The organism is Methyloversatilis sp. S146-33 (assembly GCF_059552495.1).
Window position 1 is genome coordinate 20,401 of the sequence record NZ_JCANOT010000042.1, and the last position, 17,099, is coordinate 37,499.

Sequence of the window (17,099 nt, forward strand, 5' to 3'; positions counted from 1 at the left end):
GGGCCGGTAAGCAAAAAGAGCCCTTATAAAATAAACGCTCGGCGCCGCACATCGTGCGGCGCTTTTTTTCGTGGGTAGGGAGCGTTGGGGCGGGTGTTTCCCGGCGGCGTGGTGCCGCCAGTGGTCAGAGCTTGCCGGTGATGAAGCCGAAGCGGTAGCCGAGCATCAGGAAGATGAAAAGCGCCATCGACAGGCCGACGCGGATGGCCAGCGAGCGCAGCATGCGGCTCGAATTGCCGCTGTCGCGAAACAGGAAGAACAGCGCTGAACCGAGGCTGGCGATCACGGTCAGCAGCATGAATATCACGAGATAACGCATCAGGAAGAATCCTTAGTCCGGGCGATCAGTGTACCCGCCGGACGTCCGACAGCAATGTTCCAGTTCCATTTAGCCCGCCGCCGTTTCTGCATTCGCCTGTGGCCGGCGCTGGCCTGCCTGCTGGTGATCGGTGTCACGCTGTCGGCAGCGCGCTGGCAGACCGCTCGCGCGCACTACAAGCAAGCACTGACGGACGCCTACTCCGCGCAGCAGCGGCAGCCGGCGCTCGACCTGGACCAGTGGAGTGATCAGGCGCCGCCCGAGTTCGCGCGGGCAACAGTGTCCGGTACGTGGCGCAGCGAGGTGCTGATCTACGCCGACAACCAGGTCCGCGACGGACAGGCCGGCTTCCTGGTGCACATGCCGCTGTGTCAGACCGCGCAGCGCTGTGTGCTTGTTGCGCGCGGTTGGGTCCGTCACGGCGGGCGGCGGGACGTGTTGCCGCCGGTTGCATCGCCGGCCGGGCTGCAACGCATCGACGGTGTCGTCACGCGCGCGCAGCCGCGCTTCGTCGAACTGTCGGGCGATGCGGTGCAGGGCGCCGTCTGGCAGAACGTCACGGTCGACCGCGTGGCGAAGACGACCGGTCTGCAGCTCGCGCCCTTCATTCTCGTGCAGACCGGTGAGGCGGCCGACGGCTTGAGGCGCGACGACGTGAAGCCGGAGTTCGGCGTCGAGAAACACTGGATGTACGCCGCGCAGTGGTACGCGTTTGCGCTGGTCACGCTGGTATTCGGGCTGTACGCAGCCATGCAGAAAGAGGGAGAGAAGTCTTGAAAGGCAAGAAGGTCCTGATCGTGCTGGCGGCGATATGCGTGTTGCCGCTGCTCGCGTCCTACGCGATGTATTTCCTGTGGCGCCCCGACAGCACGGTGAACTACGGTCAACTGCTGTCGCCCCGGCCCTTGCCGGCCGAAGCGCTGACGACGGTCGATGGCAAGCCTTTCGACTTTGCGTCCATCAAGGGGCGCTGGACCCTGGTGCTGGCCGACGGCGGCGCCTGCGACGCGAAGTGCGAGGAACTGCTCTATTACATCCGCCAAGTGCGCAAGGCGCAGGGCGAGCACCAGGAACGCATCGAGCGCGTGTGGCTGCTGACCGACGGTACGCAGCCCAAGGCGGAACTGCTGACCGCGATCGAAGGCATGCACGTGGTCAAGGCGGCTGGCAGCGCGACGCTGGGGGCGTTCGCGACCGATGCGACGCATCCGCGCGCCATTCATCTGGTCGACCCGCTGGGGCAGGTGATGATGCGTTATCCGGATGACCCGGATCCGAAGAAGATGATCAAGGATTTCCAACGTTTGATGAAGTACTCGAGGCTGGGCTGATGAAAACCTACCGCACGCTGTTGCTTGCCACGATTGCAATGACTTTCGCGCTGATCGTCCTCGGCGCCTACGTAAGACTGTCCGACGCCGGCCTCGGCTGTCCGGACTGGCCGGGCTGTTACGGCCACGTCACGGTGATTCATGCGTCCGAGCACATCACCGCGGCTCAGGAAGCGAACCCCGAAGGCCCGGTCACCTTCGCCAAGGCGTGGAAGGAAATGATCCACCGCTACTTCGCGGGCATCGTCGGCCTGTTCATCCTGGCGATCGCTGCACTTGCCTGGCGTCATCGGCGTGAAGCGGGCGCGTCGCCGGTGCTGGCGACGGTGCTGGTCGGCGTGCTGTTCCTGCAGGCGATGTTCGGCAAGTGGACGGTGACCATGCTGCTGAAGCCGGCCATCGTGACCGGTCACCTGATCGGCGGCCTGACCGTGCTGACCCTGCTGGTCTGGCTGTATGCGCGCACGCGCGGGCCGGCGGCACCGACCGTGTCGCCGGCGACGCGCGCGCTGGCAGTCGTCGCCTTCGTCGTGCTGGCGATGCAGATATCGCTCGGCGGCTGGGTCAGCACCAACTACGCGGCGCTCGCCTGTACCGACCTGCCGACCTGCCACGGCGAGTGGGTGCCGCAGATGGATATCCGCAACGGTTTCCACATCGTGCGCGAGCTGGGGCAGAGCGCCGACGGCGAAACGCTGACCATGGATGCGCTGACCGCCATCCACTGGATGCATCGCGTCGGTGCCATCGTTGCTGCACTGGTGATCGGTGCGCTGGGCTTCGCGCTGCGCGCTGCCGGCCACCGCCCGTTCGGCACGGCACTGCTGGGTGTGCTTGCGCTGCAGATCATGCTGGGCCTGGCCAACGTGTGGTTCAGCCTGCCGCTGCCGCTGGCCGCCGCGCACAACGGTGGCGCTGCAGCATTGGTGATCCTCATGGTGCTGATAAACTACCGCGTCCGCGCCACGGCGCAGCAACGCGTTTCCGGAGTCCTAAATGAAAGCCCTGCGGCTTGATATCCAGCCCTTCTCGCTGAGGCTCGCGAATTACCTGCAGCTGACCAAGCCGCGCGTCGTGTCGCTGATCGTGTTCTGTGCGGTCATCGGCATGTTCCTGGCCGTACCGGCCGGACTGCCTGATTTCGGCATCGTTGCGGCGGCGACCATCGGTATCGCGCTGGTCGCTGGTGCGGCGGCTGCGGTGAACTGCCTGGTCGAGCAAAAGATCGACGCGGTGATGGCGCGCACCCGTGCCCGCCCGCTGCCGCGTGGCGAGGTGAATTCGCTGGAAACGCTGGCTTTCTCGGGCGTGGTCGGCGGCGCCGGTCTGTCCATGCTGTACCACTGGGTGAATCCGCTCACCATGTGGCTGACGCTGGGCACCTTCATCGGCTACGCCATCATCTACACCGTTTTCCTGAAGCCGGCGACGCCGCAGAACATCGTGATCGGCGGCGCCTCAGGCGCGATGCCGCCGGTGCTGGGCTGGGCCGCGGTGACCGGCGAGGTGTCGGCCGACGCACTGCTGCTGTTCCTGATCATCTTCGCCTGGACGCCGCCGCACTTCTGGGCACTGGCGCTGTATCGCACGCAGGAGTACGCCAAGGCGGGTCTGCCGATGTTGCCGGTGACGCACGGTGCCGAATACACGCGGCTGCAGGTGTTCCTGTACACCCTCATCCTGTTCGCGGTGACCATGCTGCCCTTTGCTTCGCGCATGAGCGGCTGGATCTACCTGGTGTCGGCGATCGTCCTGTCGGGCATGTTCATCGTCTATGCCTGGCGTCTGATGCGTAATTACTCCGACGAGCTGGCGAAGAAAACCTTCCGCTTCTCGCTGTGGCACCTGTCGCTGCTGTTCGCCGCCCTGCTGGTTGACCACTACATCCCGTTATGAAACGCCGTCTTTTCCTGGCAGTCCTGCTGTCAGCAGGGCTGGTCGGCTGCGCGCCGTCCGGTCCGACCTTCCACAGCGTGGACATCACCGGCGCCGACTACGGCAAGGGCTTCGCGCTGACCGACCACACGGGTGCGGCGCGTACGCTGGCCGACTACAAGGGCAAGGCGGTCACGCTGTTCTTCGGCTTCACGCACTGCCCGGACGTCTGCCCGACCAGCCTCGCAACGATGAAGCAGGCGCTGGCCCTGCTCGGGCCGGACGCTGCCAAGGTGCAGGTGCTGTTCGTCACGCTGGACCCGGAACGTGATTCGACCGAACTGCTGGCCGCCTACGTGCCGAAGTTCGATGCGTCCTTCGTCGGCCTGCGCGGCGACGCGGCGGCCACCGCCGCGGTCGCGAAGGAATACAAGATCTTCTACCAGAAGGTGCCGGGCACTACGCCGGACAGCTACACGCTGGATCACTCGGCCGGCACCTATGTCCATGACACTCAAGGGCGTCTGCGACTGTTCATCCGACACGGCGAAACGCCGCAGAAGATCGCCGACGACCTGAAGGCGCTGCTGGCCCAGGGTTGATCCCCGGTGCCGATGCCAACAAAAAAGCGACCCGCGGGTCGCTTTTTTGTTGCGCCGGGTGAAGATCAGGCGGCCATGCCCAGCATCTTCTGCATCGACGCCTTCATCTTCTGCATCGCCTTGGCTTCGATCTGGCGGATGCGCTCGGCCGACACACCGTACTCGGCGGCCAGTTCATGCAGCGTGGCGGCTTCGCCGTCCTGCACCAGCCAGCGGCGCTGCACGATGGTGCGGCTGCGGTCGTCGAGCGAAGCCAGTGCCGAATGCAGACCTTCTTCCTGCAGGCGCACGTCCTGCGCGGCCTCCAGCACTTCCAGCGGCTCGGCAGCCGAGTCGGCCAGCCAGTGGATGGGCGCCAGACGAGCGCTGTCGCGATCGTCGTCCTCGCTATTGCCTTCGAGCGCGACGTCCTGACCGGTCAGACGGGTTTCCATCTCGACCACTTCTTCCGGCTTCACGCCCAGCGTCTTCGCCACTTCCTGCACTTCGGCCGGGTTCAGCGTGTTGCTGCTGCTCTTGAGGCTGCGCAGGTTGAAGAAGAGCTTGCGCTGCGCCTTGGTCGTGGCGACCTTGACCAGACGCCAGTTGCGCAGGATGTATTCGTGGATTTCCGCCTTGATCCAGTGGATGGCGAAGGACACCAGACGCACGCCGCGGTCCGGGTCAAAGCGCTTCACCGCCTTCATCAGGCCGATATTGCCTTCCTGGATCAGGTCGGCGTGCGGCAGGCCGTAGCCGAGATAGCCGCGGGCGATCGCCACCACCAGACGCAGGTGCGACATCACCAGCGCGCGCGCGGCTTCGAGGTCTTCGTCGTCGCGGAAACGGCGGGCAAGTGACTGTTCCTGCTCTTCGCTGAGCAGGGGCACGCGGTTGGCGGCCTGGATGTAGCTGTCGATATTGCCCAGCGCGCCGGGCATCGACAGATTCGGAACCATCAGAGCATGGGTCATGATTCATTCCTCCCTTGGGAAGCAAGATTAGCACTCCCCGCGTTTGAGTGCTAACAACTGCGAGCGTTCATTGCGTTGCAACATGTAAGCCGAGCGGAGCGCCCCGCCTGCAGTGCGTTCGCGCTGGTTTGGGTTCGCGGTGAGCGCACGCTACAATCCGTGGATTCCCGACCGCTTCCTCGCTCCGGCTCCGATGCGCCTGCCTTCCGCCCTGTGTGCCGTCCTGCTCTGCCTGCCGCTGCTCGCTGCGGCGCAGCTGCGCGCGATTCCGCCGGATGCAATCAAGGCGAAGATGAAGCCGCCGGTCGATGGCATGGTCGAAGTCGGCAAGTACACCTTCAGGCTGGCGCCCGGCGCCCAGATCCGTTCGACCGACAACCGCATCATGCTGCCGGTGATGATAGGCAGCGAGCAGGTGGTCCGTTACAAGCTCGACAACAACGGCGACCTGTATCGCGTCTGGGTGTTGTCGCCCGAAGAGATCGACCTGCCGGCACCCAAACAGTAATTTCCCCGTCCCCTTCGATGACCCGCAAGATTTACATCAAGACCTTCGGCTGCCAGATGAACGAGTACGACTCGGACAAGATGGCCGATGTGCTCGGCGACGCCGAAGGTCTGGAAAAGACCGACCGTCCGGAAGACGCCGACGTGATCCTGTTCAACACCTGCTCGGTGCGCGAGAAGGCGCAGGAGAAGGTGTTCCACGATCTCGGACGGGTGAAGCACCTGAAGCGCGACAACCCCAACCTGATCATCGGCGTCGGCGGCTGCGTCGCCAGCCAGGAGGGGGCGGCCATCGTCGAGCGCGCGCCCTACGTCGATCTGGTGTTCGGCCCGCAGACGCTGCACCGCCTGCCCGACCTCATTTCGAAGCGCCGCGCCAGCGGCCGGCCGCAGGTCGACATCAGCTTTCCGGAGATCGAGAAGTTCGACCACATGCCGCCGGCCCGGGTCGAGGGCGCGACCGCCTTCGTGTCCATCATGGAAGGCTGCTCCAAGTACTGCACCTTCTGCGTCGTGCCCTATACGCGCGGCGAGGAAGTGTCGCGCCCGCTTGACGACATCCTGACCGAGATCGCCACGCTGGTCGGGCAGGGCGTGAAGGAAGTGACCTTGCTCGGCCAGAACGTCAATGCCTGGCGTGCGCCGATCAGCCGCGGCTCGGATGACATCGGTGATTTCGCCTTCCTGCTCGAATGCGTGCATGAAGTCCCGGGCATCGAGCGCATCCGCTACACCACCTCGCACCCGCGCGAAATGACGCAGCGCCTGTTCGACGCCTACGCGAAACTGCCCAAGCTGGTATCGCAACTGCACCTGCCGGTGCAGTCGGGTTCCGACCGCGTACTGGCGGCGATGAAGCGCGGCTACACCGCGCTCGAATACAAGGCGGTCGTGCGAAAGCTGCGCGCGGCGCGGCCCGACCTGTCGCTGACGTCCGACTTCATCGTCGGCTTCCCCGGCGAGACCGAGGAGGATTTCGAAAAGACGATGAAGCTGATCGACGACGTCGGCTTCGACGGCAGCTTCAGCTTCGTCTATAGCGCCCGCCCGGGCACACCAGCGGCCGATCTGGCCGACGACACGCCGCAGGACGTCAAGCTGGCGCGGCTGGCGCGGCTGCAGAAGCGCATCGACGAGCAGGCGCAGGCGGTCAGTCAGAGCATGGTCGGCAGCGTGCAGCGCATTCTGGTCGAGGGGCACGCGCGCAAGGACGCCGCCGAACTGGCGGGTCGCACCGACAACAACCGCGTCGTCAATTTCCCCGGCCCGGCGCGGCTGATCAATCAGTTCATCGACGTGCGCATCACCAGCGCGCTGCCGCACAGCCTGCGTGGCGAAGTGGTCATCCGCGAGGCGGTCAGCGCTTGAAGCCGCGGCCGCTCGAACTGGTGCTGGAGCCGCTCGACAACGCGCGGCTGGCCAACCTCTGCGGTGTGCTCGACGAAAACCTGCGCCAGCTCGAAACGGCTTACGACGTCGAGATCGCTCGCCGCGGCGAGCGCTTCCGCGTCAGCGGCGAGCCGGGCCAGTCGCAGCGGGCGGCCGCAGCCTTGCGCCATTTCTATGCGGCGGCCACCGAGCACTTGAGCATAGACGCGATACAGCTCGGCCTGATCGAGCTGTCGAACCGCATCGCCGCCGAACCCGCGGCCCCGGTGCTGATGACGCGCAAGAGCAATCTGCACGGCCGCACGCCGCGCCAGACGCAGTATCTGCGGCAGATCCAGGAACACGACATCACCTTCGGCATTGGCCCGGCCGGTACCGGCAAGACCTATCTGGCGGTGGCCAGCGCGGTCGATGCGCTGGAGCGTGAAACCGTCGCGCGCATCGTGCTGACCCGGCCGGCGGTCGAGGCCGGCGAGCGGCTCGGCTTCCTGCCGGGCGACCTGGCGCAGAAGGTCGATCCCTACCTGCGGCCGCTGTACGACGCGCTGTATGACCTGATGGGTTTCGAGCGCGTGGCCCGCGCCTTCGAGCGACAGGTGATCGAGATCGCGCCGCTCGCCTATATGCGCGGGCGTACGCTGAACAACGCCTTCATCATCCTCGACGAGGCGCAGAACACGACGCCGGAACAGATGAAGATGTTCCTCACCCGCATGGGCATCGGCTCGAAGGCGGTCATCACCGGCGACCTGACCCAGGTCGATCTGCCGCGTGGCCACAAGAGCGGTCTGGCCGAGGCGCGGAAAATACTTGCCGACGTGCGCGGCATCGCGATGACCGATTTCCTCGCCGAAGACGTGGTGCGTCACCCGCTGGTGGCGCGCATCGTGTCGGCCTACGAACGTTTCGAGGCGCAGCGCGAAGCCGAGGACGCGATGCGCAAGGGGCCGCGCGGCTGATGCGGCTGAATCTGTCGGTGCAGTACGCCTGTGCGCGCGACGGGTGTCCGCCGCGCGAGGACGTGAAGCGCTGGGTGCGCGCCGCGCTCGACCCGGACGTGGTCGCGCGCGCCGACATCACGGTGCGCTTCGTCGATGCGCAAGAAGGGCAGGCGCTCAATCTCGAATACCGTGGCCGCGACTACGCGACCAATGTGCTGTCGTTTCCGTACGAACAGGGTGCGCATCTTGCCGGCGACCTGGTGGTGTGCCAGCCGGTGCTGGCGCGCGAGGCGGTGGAGCAGGGCAAGGCCTTTGCCGACCACGCCGCCCACCTGATCGTGCACGGCACGCTGCACCTGCAGGGCTGGGATCATGAAACGTCGGACGACGATGCCGACGCGATGGAAGCGGAGGAGCGCGTCATCCTGCAAGGGCTTGGCGTGGCCGATCCCTATTCGGACGACTACTCGATTCAATCAACGGAGGTTTGAAATGTCGGATCAGGACGACGACAGCAATGTCGGTTTGAGAGTGGTGGCCATCATCGTGATCGCGGTCGTCGCCGCGGTGGTCGGCTTTGCCGTGTCGCTGGCCGGCAAGCCGGTTGCCGATGCCACCGTGGTCGAGGTGGTGGAGGTGATCGAGGCACCTGAGCCGGTGGGCGAGGCGCTGGCGCGCATTTATTTCGCCGTCGGCAGTGCCGAGCCCGGCGCTGACCTGGCCGATGCGGTGGCGCGGGCGCAGGCTGCGCTGAGCGCAACGCCGGACGCCATCGTGCTGCTGTCCGGCTTCCACGACCCGTCGGGTGATGCCGCGCAGAACGCCGAACTGGCGAAGGCGCGGGCGCTGGCGGTGCGCGACGCGCTGGTCGCGGCAGGCGTCGCCGAGGCCGGCATCAAGCTGCGCAAGCCGGAAATCACCGCTGCCGACGGTCCGCCGGAAGAGGCGCGGCGGGTCGAGTTGCGCGTCCAGTAAGGCCGTGACATCCGGGACATTCCGGATGCCTGACTCGAAACCGACACGCTGGCCGGGTTACACTGCCGGCGTGTTCGTTTCCCGCGTCCCGCATGGACAGTAGTTCCTCACCTTCGCAGCGCCCCGGTTTCCTCGAGCGGCTGTCGCATCTGCTGATGCGCGAGCCGGAAGACAGAGAGCAACTGCTGGTGCTGCTGCACTCCGCCTTCGAACGCAATCTGCTGGACGCCGACGCCCTCTCGATCATCGAGGGCGCGCTCCAGGTGTCGGACATGCCGGTGCGCGAAGTAATGATTCCGCGCGCGCAGATGGATGTGATCGACATCGACGATCCGCTCGACAAGATCGTGCAGACCGCGCTGCGCACCGCGCACTCGCGTTTCCCGGTGATCGGCGAGAACCGCGACGACGTGATCGGCATCCTGCTCGCCAAGGATCTGCTGCGCCTCATGTCGGGTGACGACGACAGCCTGCGCGACATGCTGCGGCCAGCGGTATTCATCCCCGAATCGAAGCGTCTGAACGTGCTGCTGCGCGAGTTCCGTGCCAGCCGCAACCACATGGCCATCGTGGTCGACGAATACGGCGGCGTCGCCGGTCTCGTCACCATCGAGGACGTGCTGGAGCAGATCGTCGGCGACATCGAGGACGAGTACGACTTCGACGAGTCGGCCGACAACATCCGGGTCGACCAGACCGGTCGTTACCGGGTCAAGGCCGGCACCGAGATCGAAGACTTCAACGAGGTGTTCGGCACCACCTTCGACGACGACGCTTACGACACCGTGGGCGGGCTGGTCATCCACCAGATCGGTCGTCTGCCCAAGCGCGGCGAGGTGGTGCAGATCGACGCGCTGCGCTTCACCGTGCTGCGCGCCGACAGTCGCCGCGTGCACACGCTGATGGTCGATCGCATCGCGCCTCCGGCCGCACCGTCCGCCGTCGAATGAAGCCGGTCGTCCGACTGGCCGCTGCTGCTGCGGCTGGTGCGCTGGCGGTCGGCGGCTTCGCGCCCTTCGGCGTGTTCGCGCTGCCGGTCGTCGCGTTGGCCACGCTGCTGCTATGGCTGGTCGATACGGTGTCGCCGCGCAGCGCTGCGATGACCGGTTTTGCCTTCGGCATGGGCTGGTTCCTCGCCGGCGTGTCCTGGGTCAATGTCAGCCTGAGCCAGTTCGGCGGCATGCCCTTGCCGCTGTCGCTGCTGGCCACCGTGCTGTTCTGCGCCTATCTTTCGCTGTTCCCCGCGGCCGTCTGCGCCGCCATGCGTACGCTGCGTCCGTCGGTGGCGCTGACGCCTTGGCTGTTCGCCGCGCTGTGGGTGTCGTCGGAGTGGTTGCGCGGCACGCTGTTCACAGGTTTCCCCTGGCTGGCCAGCGGCTACGCGCACGCGACGCCAAGTCCGCTGGCCGGCTATGTGCCGCTGCTCGGCGTGCACGGCGCCGGCTTCGTCGCCGCGCTGATGTCCGGCGTGCTCGCGCTGTTCGTGCTGCGTCGTATCGCGCTGCGCCCGGTGCTGCTGTCGCTGGCGGCCTTGCTGGTGGTCGGCGGCCTGCTCGGCAGCGTGCGCTGGACCGAAGCGACCGGCCGCCCGCTCACCGTCAGTCTGCTGCAGGGGAATATCGAACAGAGCATGAAGTGGGTGCCGGAGCGCTTACCGGACTCAATGCAGACCTATCTCGATCTCGCGCGCGCCTGGCCGGCCGATCTGGTGGTACTGCCGGAAACGGCCATTCCCCTGCCTTACGCCGAAATCGATCCGGCCTGGCTGGCGGCCGTGCGCGCTACCGGCCGCGACGTGCTGATGGGTGCGGTCACGCTGGGCGAGGTCGATGGACGCGCGCGCTATTTCAACAGCGCGGTGGCGCTCGGCCACGACGATGCGCGTTACAGCAAGTCGCACCTGGTGCCTTTCGGCGAGTTCACGCCACCGCTGTTCGCATGGACGCTGCAACTGCTGTCGATTCCGATGTCCGACTTCGGCCGTGGCGCAAAAGTGCAGCCGCCGCTGGCGCTGGCCGGCGAGCAGGTGGCGGTGAACATCTGCTACGAGGACGTGTTCGGCGAGGAACTGATCGCCGCCGCGCGCGACGCGACGCTGCTGGTCAATGTGTCGAACACCGCCTGGTTCGGTGATTCGTGGGCGCAGCCGCAGCACCTGCAGATCGCGCAGGTCCGCGCGCTCGAACTCGGACGCCCGATGCTGCGCGCGACCAACACCGGCATGACCGCGGCGATAACACCCGACGGTCGGGTCGTCGCGGCGCTGCCGCCCTTCACCCGCGCGGCCCTGCGCGTCGAGCTGCAGGGCTATCAGGGCCTCACCCCCTTCATGCGCTGGGGCAATGTGCCGGTGCTGCTCGTGGCGCTTGCCGTCATCATCCTTGCCGCGGTGCAGCGCAAAAGAGGCTGAGCCGGTAAAATCCCGCCTTTCCCTCACGGTCTGGCTCCATGTCTGCTGCACCCACATTCCAGGAAGTGCTGCTGCGTCTGTCCCGTTTCTGGGGCGAGCAGAACTGCGCGCTGCTTCAACCTTATGACATCGAGGTCGGTGCCGGCACCTTCCACACTGCCACCTTCCTGCGCGCCATCGGCCCCGAGCCCTGGCGAGCCGCCTACGTGCAGCCGTCGCGCCGCCCGAAGGACGGCCGCTACGGCGAGAACCCGAACCGCCTGCAGCACTACTACCAGTTCCAGGTCGCGCTGAAGCCGTCGCCGCCGAACATCCAGGAGCTGTACATCGACAGCCTGCGCGCACTCGGCCTCGATCCGTCGCAGCATGACATCCGCTTCGTCGAGGACGACTGGGAATCGCCGACGCTGGGTGCCTGGGGCCTCGGCTGGGAAGTGTGGCTGGATGGCATGGAGGTGACGCAGTTCACCTACTTCCAGGAAGTGGGTTCGATTCCATGCAAGCCGGTGCTCGGCGAAATCACCTACGGCGCCGAGCGTCTGGCCATGTACCTGCAGGGCGTCGAGAACGTGTATGACTTGGTGTGGGCGCCGGGCATCCGCTACGGCGACGTGTATCACCAGAACGAGGTCGAACAGTCGACCTACAACTTCGAACATTCGAATGTCGAATGGCTGTTCCGCCAGTTCGGCGATTACGAGTCGGAGGCGAAACGCCTGATCGAGGCCGGCCTGCCGCTGCCCGGTTACGAGATGGTCATGAAGGCCTCGCACAGCTTCAATCTGCTCGATGCGCGCGGCGCGATCTCGGTGACCGAACGCGCTGCCTACATCGGCCGCGTGCGCGCGCTGGCAAGGCTGGTGGCGCAGGCCTACTACGCCTCGCGCGAGCAGCGCGGTTTCCCGATGGCCGACCTGAGCAGCCCGCGCCTGCGCACCTTGCTCGGCGAGGAAGAGTGCCAGCGCATCGAAGCGCTGCGTGCCGCCTGAGTTACCGCGTTCTTGCCCCGTTCCGATCCGACAGAACCGTTTTGAGGCCGCCGCGGCGGCCCTCTGGAAAAGTTATGCAAGCCACATTGCTGGTCGAACTGCTGACCGAAGAATTGCCGCCCAAGGCGCTGTCGCGTCTGGGCGAGGTGTTTGCCGACGCGGTGTTCAAGGCGCTGGTCGAGCGCAAGCTGGTCGCCGCCGACGCGCGCATGGACCGCTATGCCAGCCCGCGCCGTCTCGCGCTGACGGTGCAGGGCGTGACCGACTGCGCGCCCGACGCGGTGGTCGATGAAAAGCTGATGCCGGTCGCCGTCGCGCTCGATGCCGATGGCAAGCCGACGCCGGCGCTGCTGAAGAAGCTGCAGGCGAAGAACATTCCGGTCGAGGCGCTGCCGCAGTTCACCCGGCGCCTGGACGGCAAGAGCGAAACGCTGTTCTACGCGATGACGGTGCCGGGCGCAGCGCTCGACGACGTGCTGGCTGGCATCGTGCTCGACGCGCTGAAGAAGCTGCCGATTCCGAAGCTGATGCGCTGGGCCGACTGCGACTACCAGTTCGTGCGCCCGGTGCACGGTCTGGTGCTGCTGCATGGCGAGCGCGTCGTGCAAGGCCAGGCCTTCGGCCACGCCTCGGGTCGCAGCACGCGCGGCCACCGCTTCATGGGCGAGGGCGAAGTGACGCTGGCGAACGCCGACGAATACGCGCGTGCGCTGTACGAGCGCGGTGCGGTGATGGCGTCCTTCGACGCGCGCCGCGCGCTCATCGTGCAGCGACTGGCGCACGTCTGTGGCGACATCGGCAACGGCGTACACCACGTCGATGACGCAGCGCTGATCGACGAAGTGACGGCGCTGGTCGAGAATCCCAACGTCTACGTTGCGCAGTTCGAAGCGGAATTCCTCGCCGTGCCGCAGGAGTGCCTCATCCTGACGATGAAGGCCAACCAGAAGTACTTCCCGCTGCTCGATGCCAACGGCAAGTTGCTGAACCGCTTCCTGGTGGTGTCCAACATGCAGGTGGCCGACCCGCACAACATCGTGTCCGGCAACGAGCGTGTCGTCCGCGCCCGGCTGTCGGACGCGCGCTTCTTCTTCGAGCAGGACAAGAAGACGCCGCTGGCCGCACGCATTCCGAAAATGGAGGCGGTGGTCTATCACAACCGCCTGGGCAGCCAGTTCGACCGCGTCATGCGCATCCAGCGTCTGGCCACCGACATTGGCGGCCGCCTCGGCGCCGACGTGATGCAGGCGGCGCGGGCCGGTCTGCTGGCCAAGGCCGACCTGATGACCGACATGGTGGGCGAGTTCCCCGAGTTGCAGGGCGTGATGGGGCGTTACTACGCACAGCACGACGGCGAAGCCGAGGTCGTCGCGCAGGCGGTCGAGCAGCACTACCGCCCACGCTTCGCCGGCGACGCGCTGCCGGAGGGCGCGGTGGCCTGCGCCGTGTCGCTGGCCGACAAGATCGACGCGCTGGCCGGTTTCTTCGGCATCGGTCAGATCCCGACCGGCGACAAGGACCCGTTCGCGCTGCGCCGTGCCGCGCTCGGTGTGCTGCGTATCCTGATGGAAACGCCGCTGCCGCTCGATCTCGCCGAACTGATTGCCGCTGCGCGCGGCGGTTTCCGCGCCGGCCAGGTGGGCGAGGGCGACGCTGCGAATTTCGAAACGCAACTGCTCGATTTCATGTTCGAGCGTCTGCGCAACCTGCTGCGCGAAGCCGGCCATGATGCGCGCGCGATCGACGCGGTGCTGGCACTGCGACCGACGCGCATCGACCTCGTGCCGGCCAAGCTCGCAGCCGTGGTCGCCTTCTCGGCGCTGCCCGAGGCGCAGTCGCTGGCCGCCGCCAACAAGCGCATCGTGAACATCCTGAAGAAGGCGGATGGCGTGGCGGTCGGTGTCGACGCGGCTTTGTTCGCCGAAGCCGCCGAGCGCGACCTGCACGCCGCGCTGACGGCGGTGCAGCCTGCGCTACGCAGCGATCTCGATGCGGGTCGCTACACCGAAGCACTGACCGCACTGGCGCAGCTGCGCGCGCCGGTCGACCGCTTCTTCGACGACGTGATGGTCAATGCTGACGACCCGAAAGTGCGCGCCAACCGCCTGGCGCTGTTGGGCGAGCTGGCGTCGGCGATGAATGCGGTGGCCGACATTTCCCGCCTTGAGCTGAAGGACTGAGCGGGTGAAGCTCATCATTCTCGACCGTGACGGTGTCATCAACTACGACTCCGACCAGTTCATCAAGTCGCCGCAGGAATGGCGACCGATCGAAGGGTCGATGGAGGCGATCGCGCTGCTCAACCAGTGGGGCTGGCGCGTGGTGGTGGCGACCAACCAGTCGGGCGTGGGTCGTGGCCTGTTCGACATGGACACGCTGGCCGCCATCCACGACAAGATGCACCGCACGGTCGCCCAGGCTGGCGGGCGCATCGACGCCATTTTCTTCTGTCCGCACGCGGCCGATTCCAAGTGCGCCTGCCGTAAGCCGAAGCCGGGCATGCTGCTGGAGATCGCCGAGCGCTTCAACGTCGACCTTGATGACGTACCGGTGGTCGGCGACAGCCTGCGCGACCTGCAGTCGGCCGTCGCCGCCGGTGCGCAGCCGGTGCTGGTACGCACCGGCAAGGGCGGGAAGACCGAAGCCGATCCCGAGCTGCCGCCCGGCACGCCGGTTCATGACAACCTCGCCGCCTATGTGCGCGCACTCACGGTGAATACCGACTGATGCCCTTCGTCCGCTCGCTGCTGTTCTTCGTCTTCCTCTTTGTCATCACGCCGCCGTTTTCGCTGATCGCCATTCTGGCGCGGCCGCTGCCGCCGCACGTGCGCTATCGCCTGATCGGGTTGTGGACGCATCTGACCATGTTCGCGCTGCGCATCATCGTCGGCCTGCGTCATCGCGTCATCGGCAGCGAGAACCTGCCCAAGGGCAAGGCGGTGGTGCTGTGCAAACACCAGTCGGCATGGGAAACGATGGCGCTGCAGGTGTTCCTGCCGCCGGTGGCCTTCGTGTTCAAGCGCGAACTGCTGCGCATTCCGTTTTTTGGCTGGGGCCTGGGCTGCATGCCGATGATCGCGATCGACCGCGGCGCCGGCAAGGACGCGCTGAAACAGGTCGAGGAACAGGGCGCCCGCCTGCTCGACCTCGGTTTCTGGGTGACCGTTTTTCCCGAGGGCACGCGCATGCCGCCCGGGCAGACGAAGCGCTACAAGATAGGCGGCGCGCGACTGGCCGAGGTGACCGGTGCGCCGGTGGTGCCGATCGCGCACAACGCCGGCGACTTCTGGAAGCGCAATGCCTTCCTCAAGCTGCCGGGTGAGATCACGGTGAGCATCGGACCGGCGATCGACACGCAGGGCTTGACGGCGGAACAGATCAACGGGCAGGCTCAAGCCTGGATCGAAAGTGAAATGCGCAGACTGTTCCCGCATCACTATGGCTCAAACCCACAGCCCGCAGCAGCTTGAATTGGCGCTCGATACGCCGGATAACGCGCCGCCGCAGCCGCGCGGTCGCCACATCGTGCTCGGTCAGCAGATCATCGAGTACGCATTGCGCCGCAGCCGCCGCAACTCGATCGGCTTTTCCATCGGTGAATCCGGCCTGCGCGTGACCGCGCCGCACTGGGTGACGCTGCCGCAGATCGAGGAAGCGCTGCGCGAGAAGCAACGCTGGATATTCACCAAGCTGGGCGAAGTGCGCGCCCGTCGCGCCCCGGTACGCACCGACTGGCGCGACGGTGCCCGACTGCCCTGGCTGGGCACTCACGTCATGCTGCGACTCGGTGACACCTGCGCGCGCCCGCTGATCGACGACGAGGTGCTGCGCCTGCCGCTGCCGGCCGACGCCGACCACGACCGCGTGCGCGACGCGGTGTGCGGCTTCCTGCAGCAGGAGGCGCTGGCGCTGTTCACCCGCCGCGCGACCGAACTGGGCGCGCGCATCGGCGTGGCACCCGAACGTGTGGTGCTCAGTTCGGCCAATACGCTGTGGGGCTCGTGCACCGCGCAGGGCGTGATACGGCTGAACTGGCGACTGATCCATTTCTCGCCGGCGCTGATCGATTACGTGATCGCGCACGAACTGGCGCACCTGAAGGAACTCAATCACTCGCGCGCGTTCTGGGACACCGTAGCCGCCATCCTGCCCGGCTTCGAGGCGGCGCGGCGAGAACTGCGCGCGCACCACCCGGGGCGCATCGTCGCCCCCTAGAATGAAACCGCCCCCTTACTCGCCAAGCTCGCACAGGGCCGGCTTTGCACAGCCGACCCGTTCGGCAGGCGCGGCGCAATGCGCCGCGAAACCCCTGCCTCACCCCCCGAGGGGGAGGTCAGGTCCTTCGGAACGGCCGTACTGAACTGAAATGAGGACTCACACATGCGCATCCTTCACACCATGCTGCGCGTCGGCAATCTCGACCGCTCCATCGATTTCTACACCAATGTGCTCGGCATGCGCGAGCTGCGCCGCAAGGACTATCCGGACGGCAAGTTCACGCTGGCCTTCGTCGGCTACCAGGACGAAGCCGACGGCGCGGTGCTCGAACTGACCCACAACTGGGACACCGACAAGTACGACCTCGGCAACGCCTACGGCCACATCGCGCTCGAGGTCGACGACGCCTACGCTACCTGTGAGCAGGTGAAGGCGCGCGGCGGCAAGGTGGTGCGTGAGGCCGGCCCGATGAAGCACGGTTCGACCGTGATCGCCTTCGTCGAGGACCCGGACGGCTACAAGATCGAATTCATCCAGCGCGGCTCGCAGTCCGCGGGCTGAGTCGCCACCGACGACGCACGTCCGTGAGA

The 17,099-nt window shown here is 66.3% G+C and carries 20 protein-coding genes; 18 read left to right on the top strand and 2 right to left on the bottom strand.

What is annotated here, in order from left to right; translation table 11 throughout:
* Positions 1–124 precede the first annotated feature (124 nt).
* A complete protein-coding gene (locus AC51BJ_RS18190; protein WP_019915456.1) occupies positions 125–319 on the bottom strand; it encodes a twin transmembrane helix small protein in 195 nt (64 codons plus the stop codon).
* Positions 320–373: 54 nt separating this feature from the next.
* Here AC51BJ_RS18190 and AC51BJ_RS18195 point away from each other — a divergent pair, with 54 nt between their 5' ends.
* From AC51BJ_RS18195 to AC51BJ_RS18215, 5 genes are read left to right on the top strand one after another with little or no spacing between them, the layout of a single operon-like run.
* Positions 374–1,096 (top strand): SURF1 family protein, encoded by a 723-nt coding sequence (locus AC51BJ_RS18195; protein ID WP_496281161.1) that lies wholly within the window; start codon positions 374–376, stop codon positions 1,094–1,096.
* On the top strand, positions 1,093–1,650 hold the full coding sequence (locus tag AC51BJ_RS18200; RefSeq protein ID WP_496281162.1) for an SCO family protein: 558 nt from the start codon (positions 1,093–1,095) through the stop codon (positions 1,648–1,650). Before AC51BJ_RS18195 ends, AC51BJ_RS18200 begins: the two co-directional genes overlap by 4 nt.
* Positions 1,650–2,666: a COX15/CtaA family protein gene (locus tag AC51BJ_RS18205; RefSeq protein WP_496281163.1), complete on the top strand. Its 1,017-nt coding sequence runs from the start codon at positions 1,650–1,652 to the stop codon at positions 2,664–2,666. The genes AC51BJ_RS18200 and AC51BJ_RS18205 overlap by 1 nt, the downstream gene beginning before the upstream one ends.
* Complete coding sequence (gene cyoE / locus AC51BJ_RS18210; RefSeq protein ID WP_019915452.1) at positions 2,647–3,546, top strand: heme o synthase; 900 nt, start codon at positions 2,647–2,649, stop codon at positions 3,544–3,546. The genes AC51BJ_RS18205 and cyoE overlap by 20 nt, the downstream gene beginning before the upstream one ends.
* Positions 3,543–4,127: an SCO family protein gene (locus AC51BJ_RS18215; protein ID WP_019915451.1), complete on the top strand. Its 585-nt coding sequence runs from the start codon at positions 3,543–3,545 to the stop codon at positions 4,125–4,127. Before cyoE ends, AC51BJ_RS18215 begins: the two co-directional genes overlap by 4 nt.
* Positions 4,128–4,192: 65 nt before the next feature.
* Here the strand turns inward: AC51BJ_RS18215 and rpoH are convergent, their stop codons facing one another.
* Positions 4,193–5,080 (bottom strand): RNA polymerase sigma factor RpoH, encoded by an 888-nt coding sequence (gene rpoH / locus AC51BJ_RS18220; RefSeq protein ID WP_024300656.1) that lies wholly within the window; start codon positions 5,078–5,080, stop codon positions 4,193–4,195.
* 139 nt (positions 5,081–5,219) lie between these two features.
* Here rpoH and AC51BJ_RS18225 point away from each other — a divergent pair, with 139 nt between their 5' ends.
* From AC51BJ_RS18225 to gloA, 13 genes are all read left to right on the top strand, one after another.
* The gene (locus AC51BJ_RS18225) at positions 5,220–5,588 is read left to right on the top strand and encodes a hypothetical protein (RefSeq protein ID WP_430432708.1); all 369 of its coding nucleotides are present in this window, start codon (positions 5,220–5,222) and stop codon (positions 5,586–5,588) included.
* A gap of 17 nt (positions 5,589–5,605) precedes the next feature.
* Complete coding sequence (miaB, locus tag AC51BJ_RS18230; RefSeq protein WP_020163279.1) at positions 5,606–6,955, top strand: tRNA (N6-isopentenyl adenosine(37)-C2)-methylthiotransferase MiaB; 1,350 nt, start codon at positions 5,606–5,608, stop codon at positions 6,953–6,955.
* A complete protein-coding gene (locus AC51BJ_RS18235; RefSeq protein WP_296808578.1) occupies positions 6,952–7,935 on the top strand; it encodes a PhoH family protein in 984 nt (327 codons plus the stop codon). The genes miaB and AC51BJ_RS18235 overlap by 4 nt, the downstream gene beginning before the upstream one ends.
* Positions 7,935–8,408: an rRNA maturation RNase YbeY gene (ybeY, locus tag AC51BJ_RS18240; RefSeq protein ID WP_430432711.1), complete on the top strand. Its 474-nt coding sequence runs from the start codon at positions 7,935–7,937 to the stop codon at positions 8,406–8,408. The genes AC51BJ_RS18235 and ybeY overlap by 1 nt, the downstream gene beginning before the upstream one ends.
* Position 8,409: 1 nt before the next feature.
* The gene (locus tag AC51BJ_RS18245) at positions 8,410–8,892 is read left to right on the top strand and encodes an OmpA family protein (protein ID WP_496281164.1); all 483 of its coding nucleotides are present in this window, start codon (positions 8,410–8,412) and stop codon (positions 8,890–8,892) included.
* Positions 8,893–8,984: 92 nt separating this feature from the next.
* Positions 8,985–9,842 carry a CorC family transporter gene (locus AC51BJ_RS18250; RefSeq protein WP_341422393.1) on the top strand — a complete coding sequence of 286 codons (858 nt, stop codon included), beginning with the start codon at positions 8,985–8,987 and terminating at the stop codon, positions 9,840–9,842.
* Positions 9,839–11,302, top strand: coding sequence for an apolipoprotein N-acyltransferase (lnt, locus tag AC51BJ_RS18255; protein ID WP_496281165.1), 1,464 nt, complete (start codon positions 9,839–9,841; stop codon positions 11,300–11,302). Before AC51BJ_RS18250 ends, lnt begins: the two co-directional genes overlap by 4 nt.
* A gap of 38 nt (positions 11,303–11,340) precedes the next feature.
* Positions 11,341–12,291, top strand: a complete 951-nt coding sequence (glyQ, locus tag AC51BJ_RS18260; protein ID WP_496281166.1) for a glycine--tRNA ligase subunit alpha — start codon at positions 11,341–11,343, stop codon at positions 12,289–12,291.
* A gap of 74 nt (positions 12,292–12,365) precedes the next feature.
* Entirely contained in the window at positions 12,366–14,471 is a 2,106-nt protein-coding gene (gene glyS, locus AC51BJ_RS18265; protein WP_496281167.1) for a glycine--tRNA ligase subunit beta, read from the top strand.
* Positions 14,472–14,475: 4 nt separating this feature from the next.
* Positions 14,476–15,018, top strand: a complete 543-nt coding sequence (gene gmhB / locus AC51BJ_RS18270) for a D-glycero-beta-D-manno-heptose 1,7-bisphosphate 7-phosphatase (protein ID WP_496281168.1) — start codon at positions 14,476–14,478, stop codon at positions 15,016–15,018.
* On the top strand, positions 15,018–15,761 hold the full coding sequence (locus AC51BJ_RS18275) for a lysophospholipid acyltransferase family protein (protein WP_430432717.1): 744 nt from the start codon (positions 15,018–15,020) through the stop codon (positions 15,759–15,761). Before gmhB ends, AC51BJ_RS18275 begins: the two co-directional genes overlap by 1 nt.
* Positions 15,730–16,506 carry a M48 family metallopeptidase gene (locus tag AC51BJ_RS18280; protein ID WP_019915436.1) on the top strand — a complete coding sequence of 259 codons (777 nt, stop codon included), beginning with the start codon at positions 15,730–15,732 and terminating at the stop codon, positions 16,504–16,506. The genes AC51BJ_RS18275 and AC51BJ_RS18280 overlap by 32 nt, the downstream gene beginning before the upstream one ends.
* Before the next feature lie 165 nt (positions 16,507–16,671).
* On the top strand, positions 16,672–17,070 hold the full coding sequence (gloA, locus tag AC51BJ_RS18285; protein WP_019915435.1) for a lactoylglutathione lyase: 399 nt from the start codon (positions 16,672–16,674) through the stop codon (positions 17,068–17,070).
* Positions 17,071–17,099: the final 29 nt, after the last annotated feature.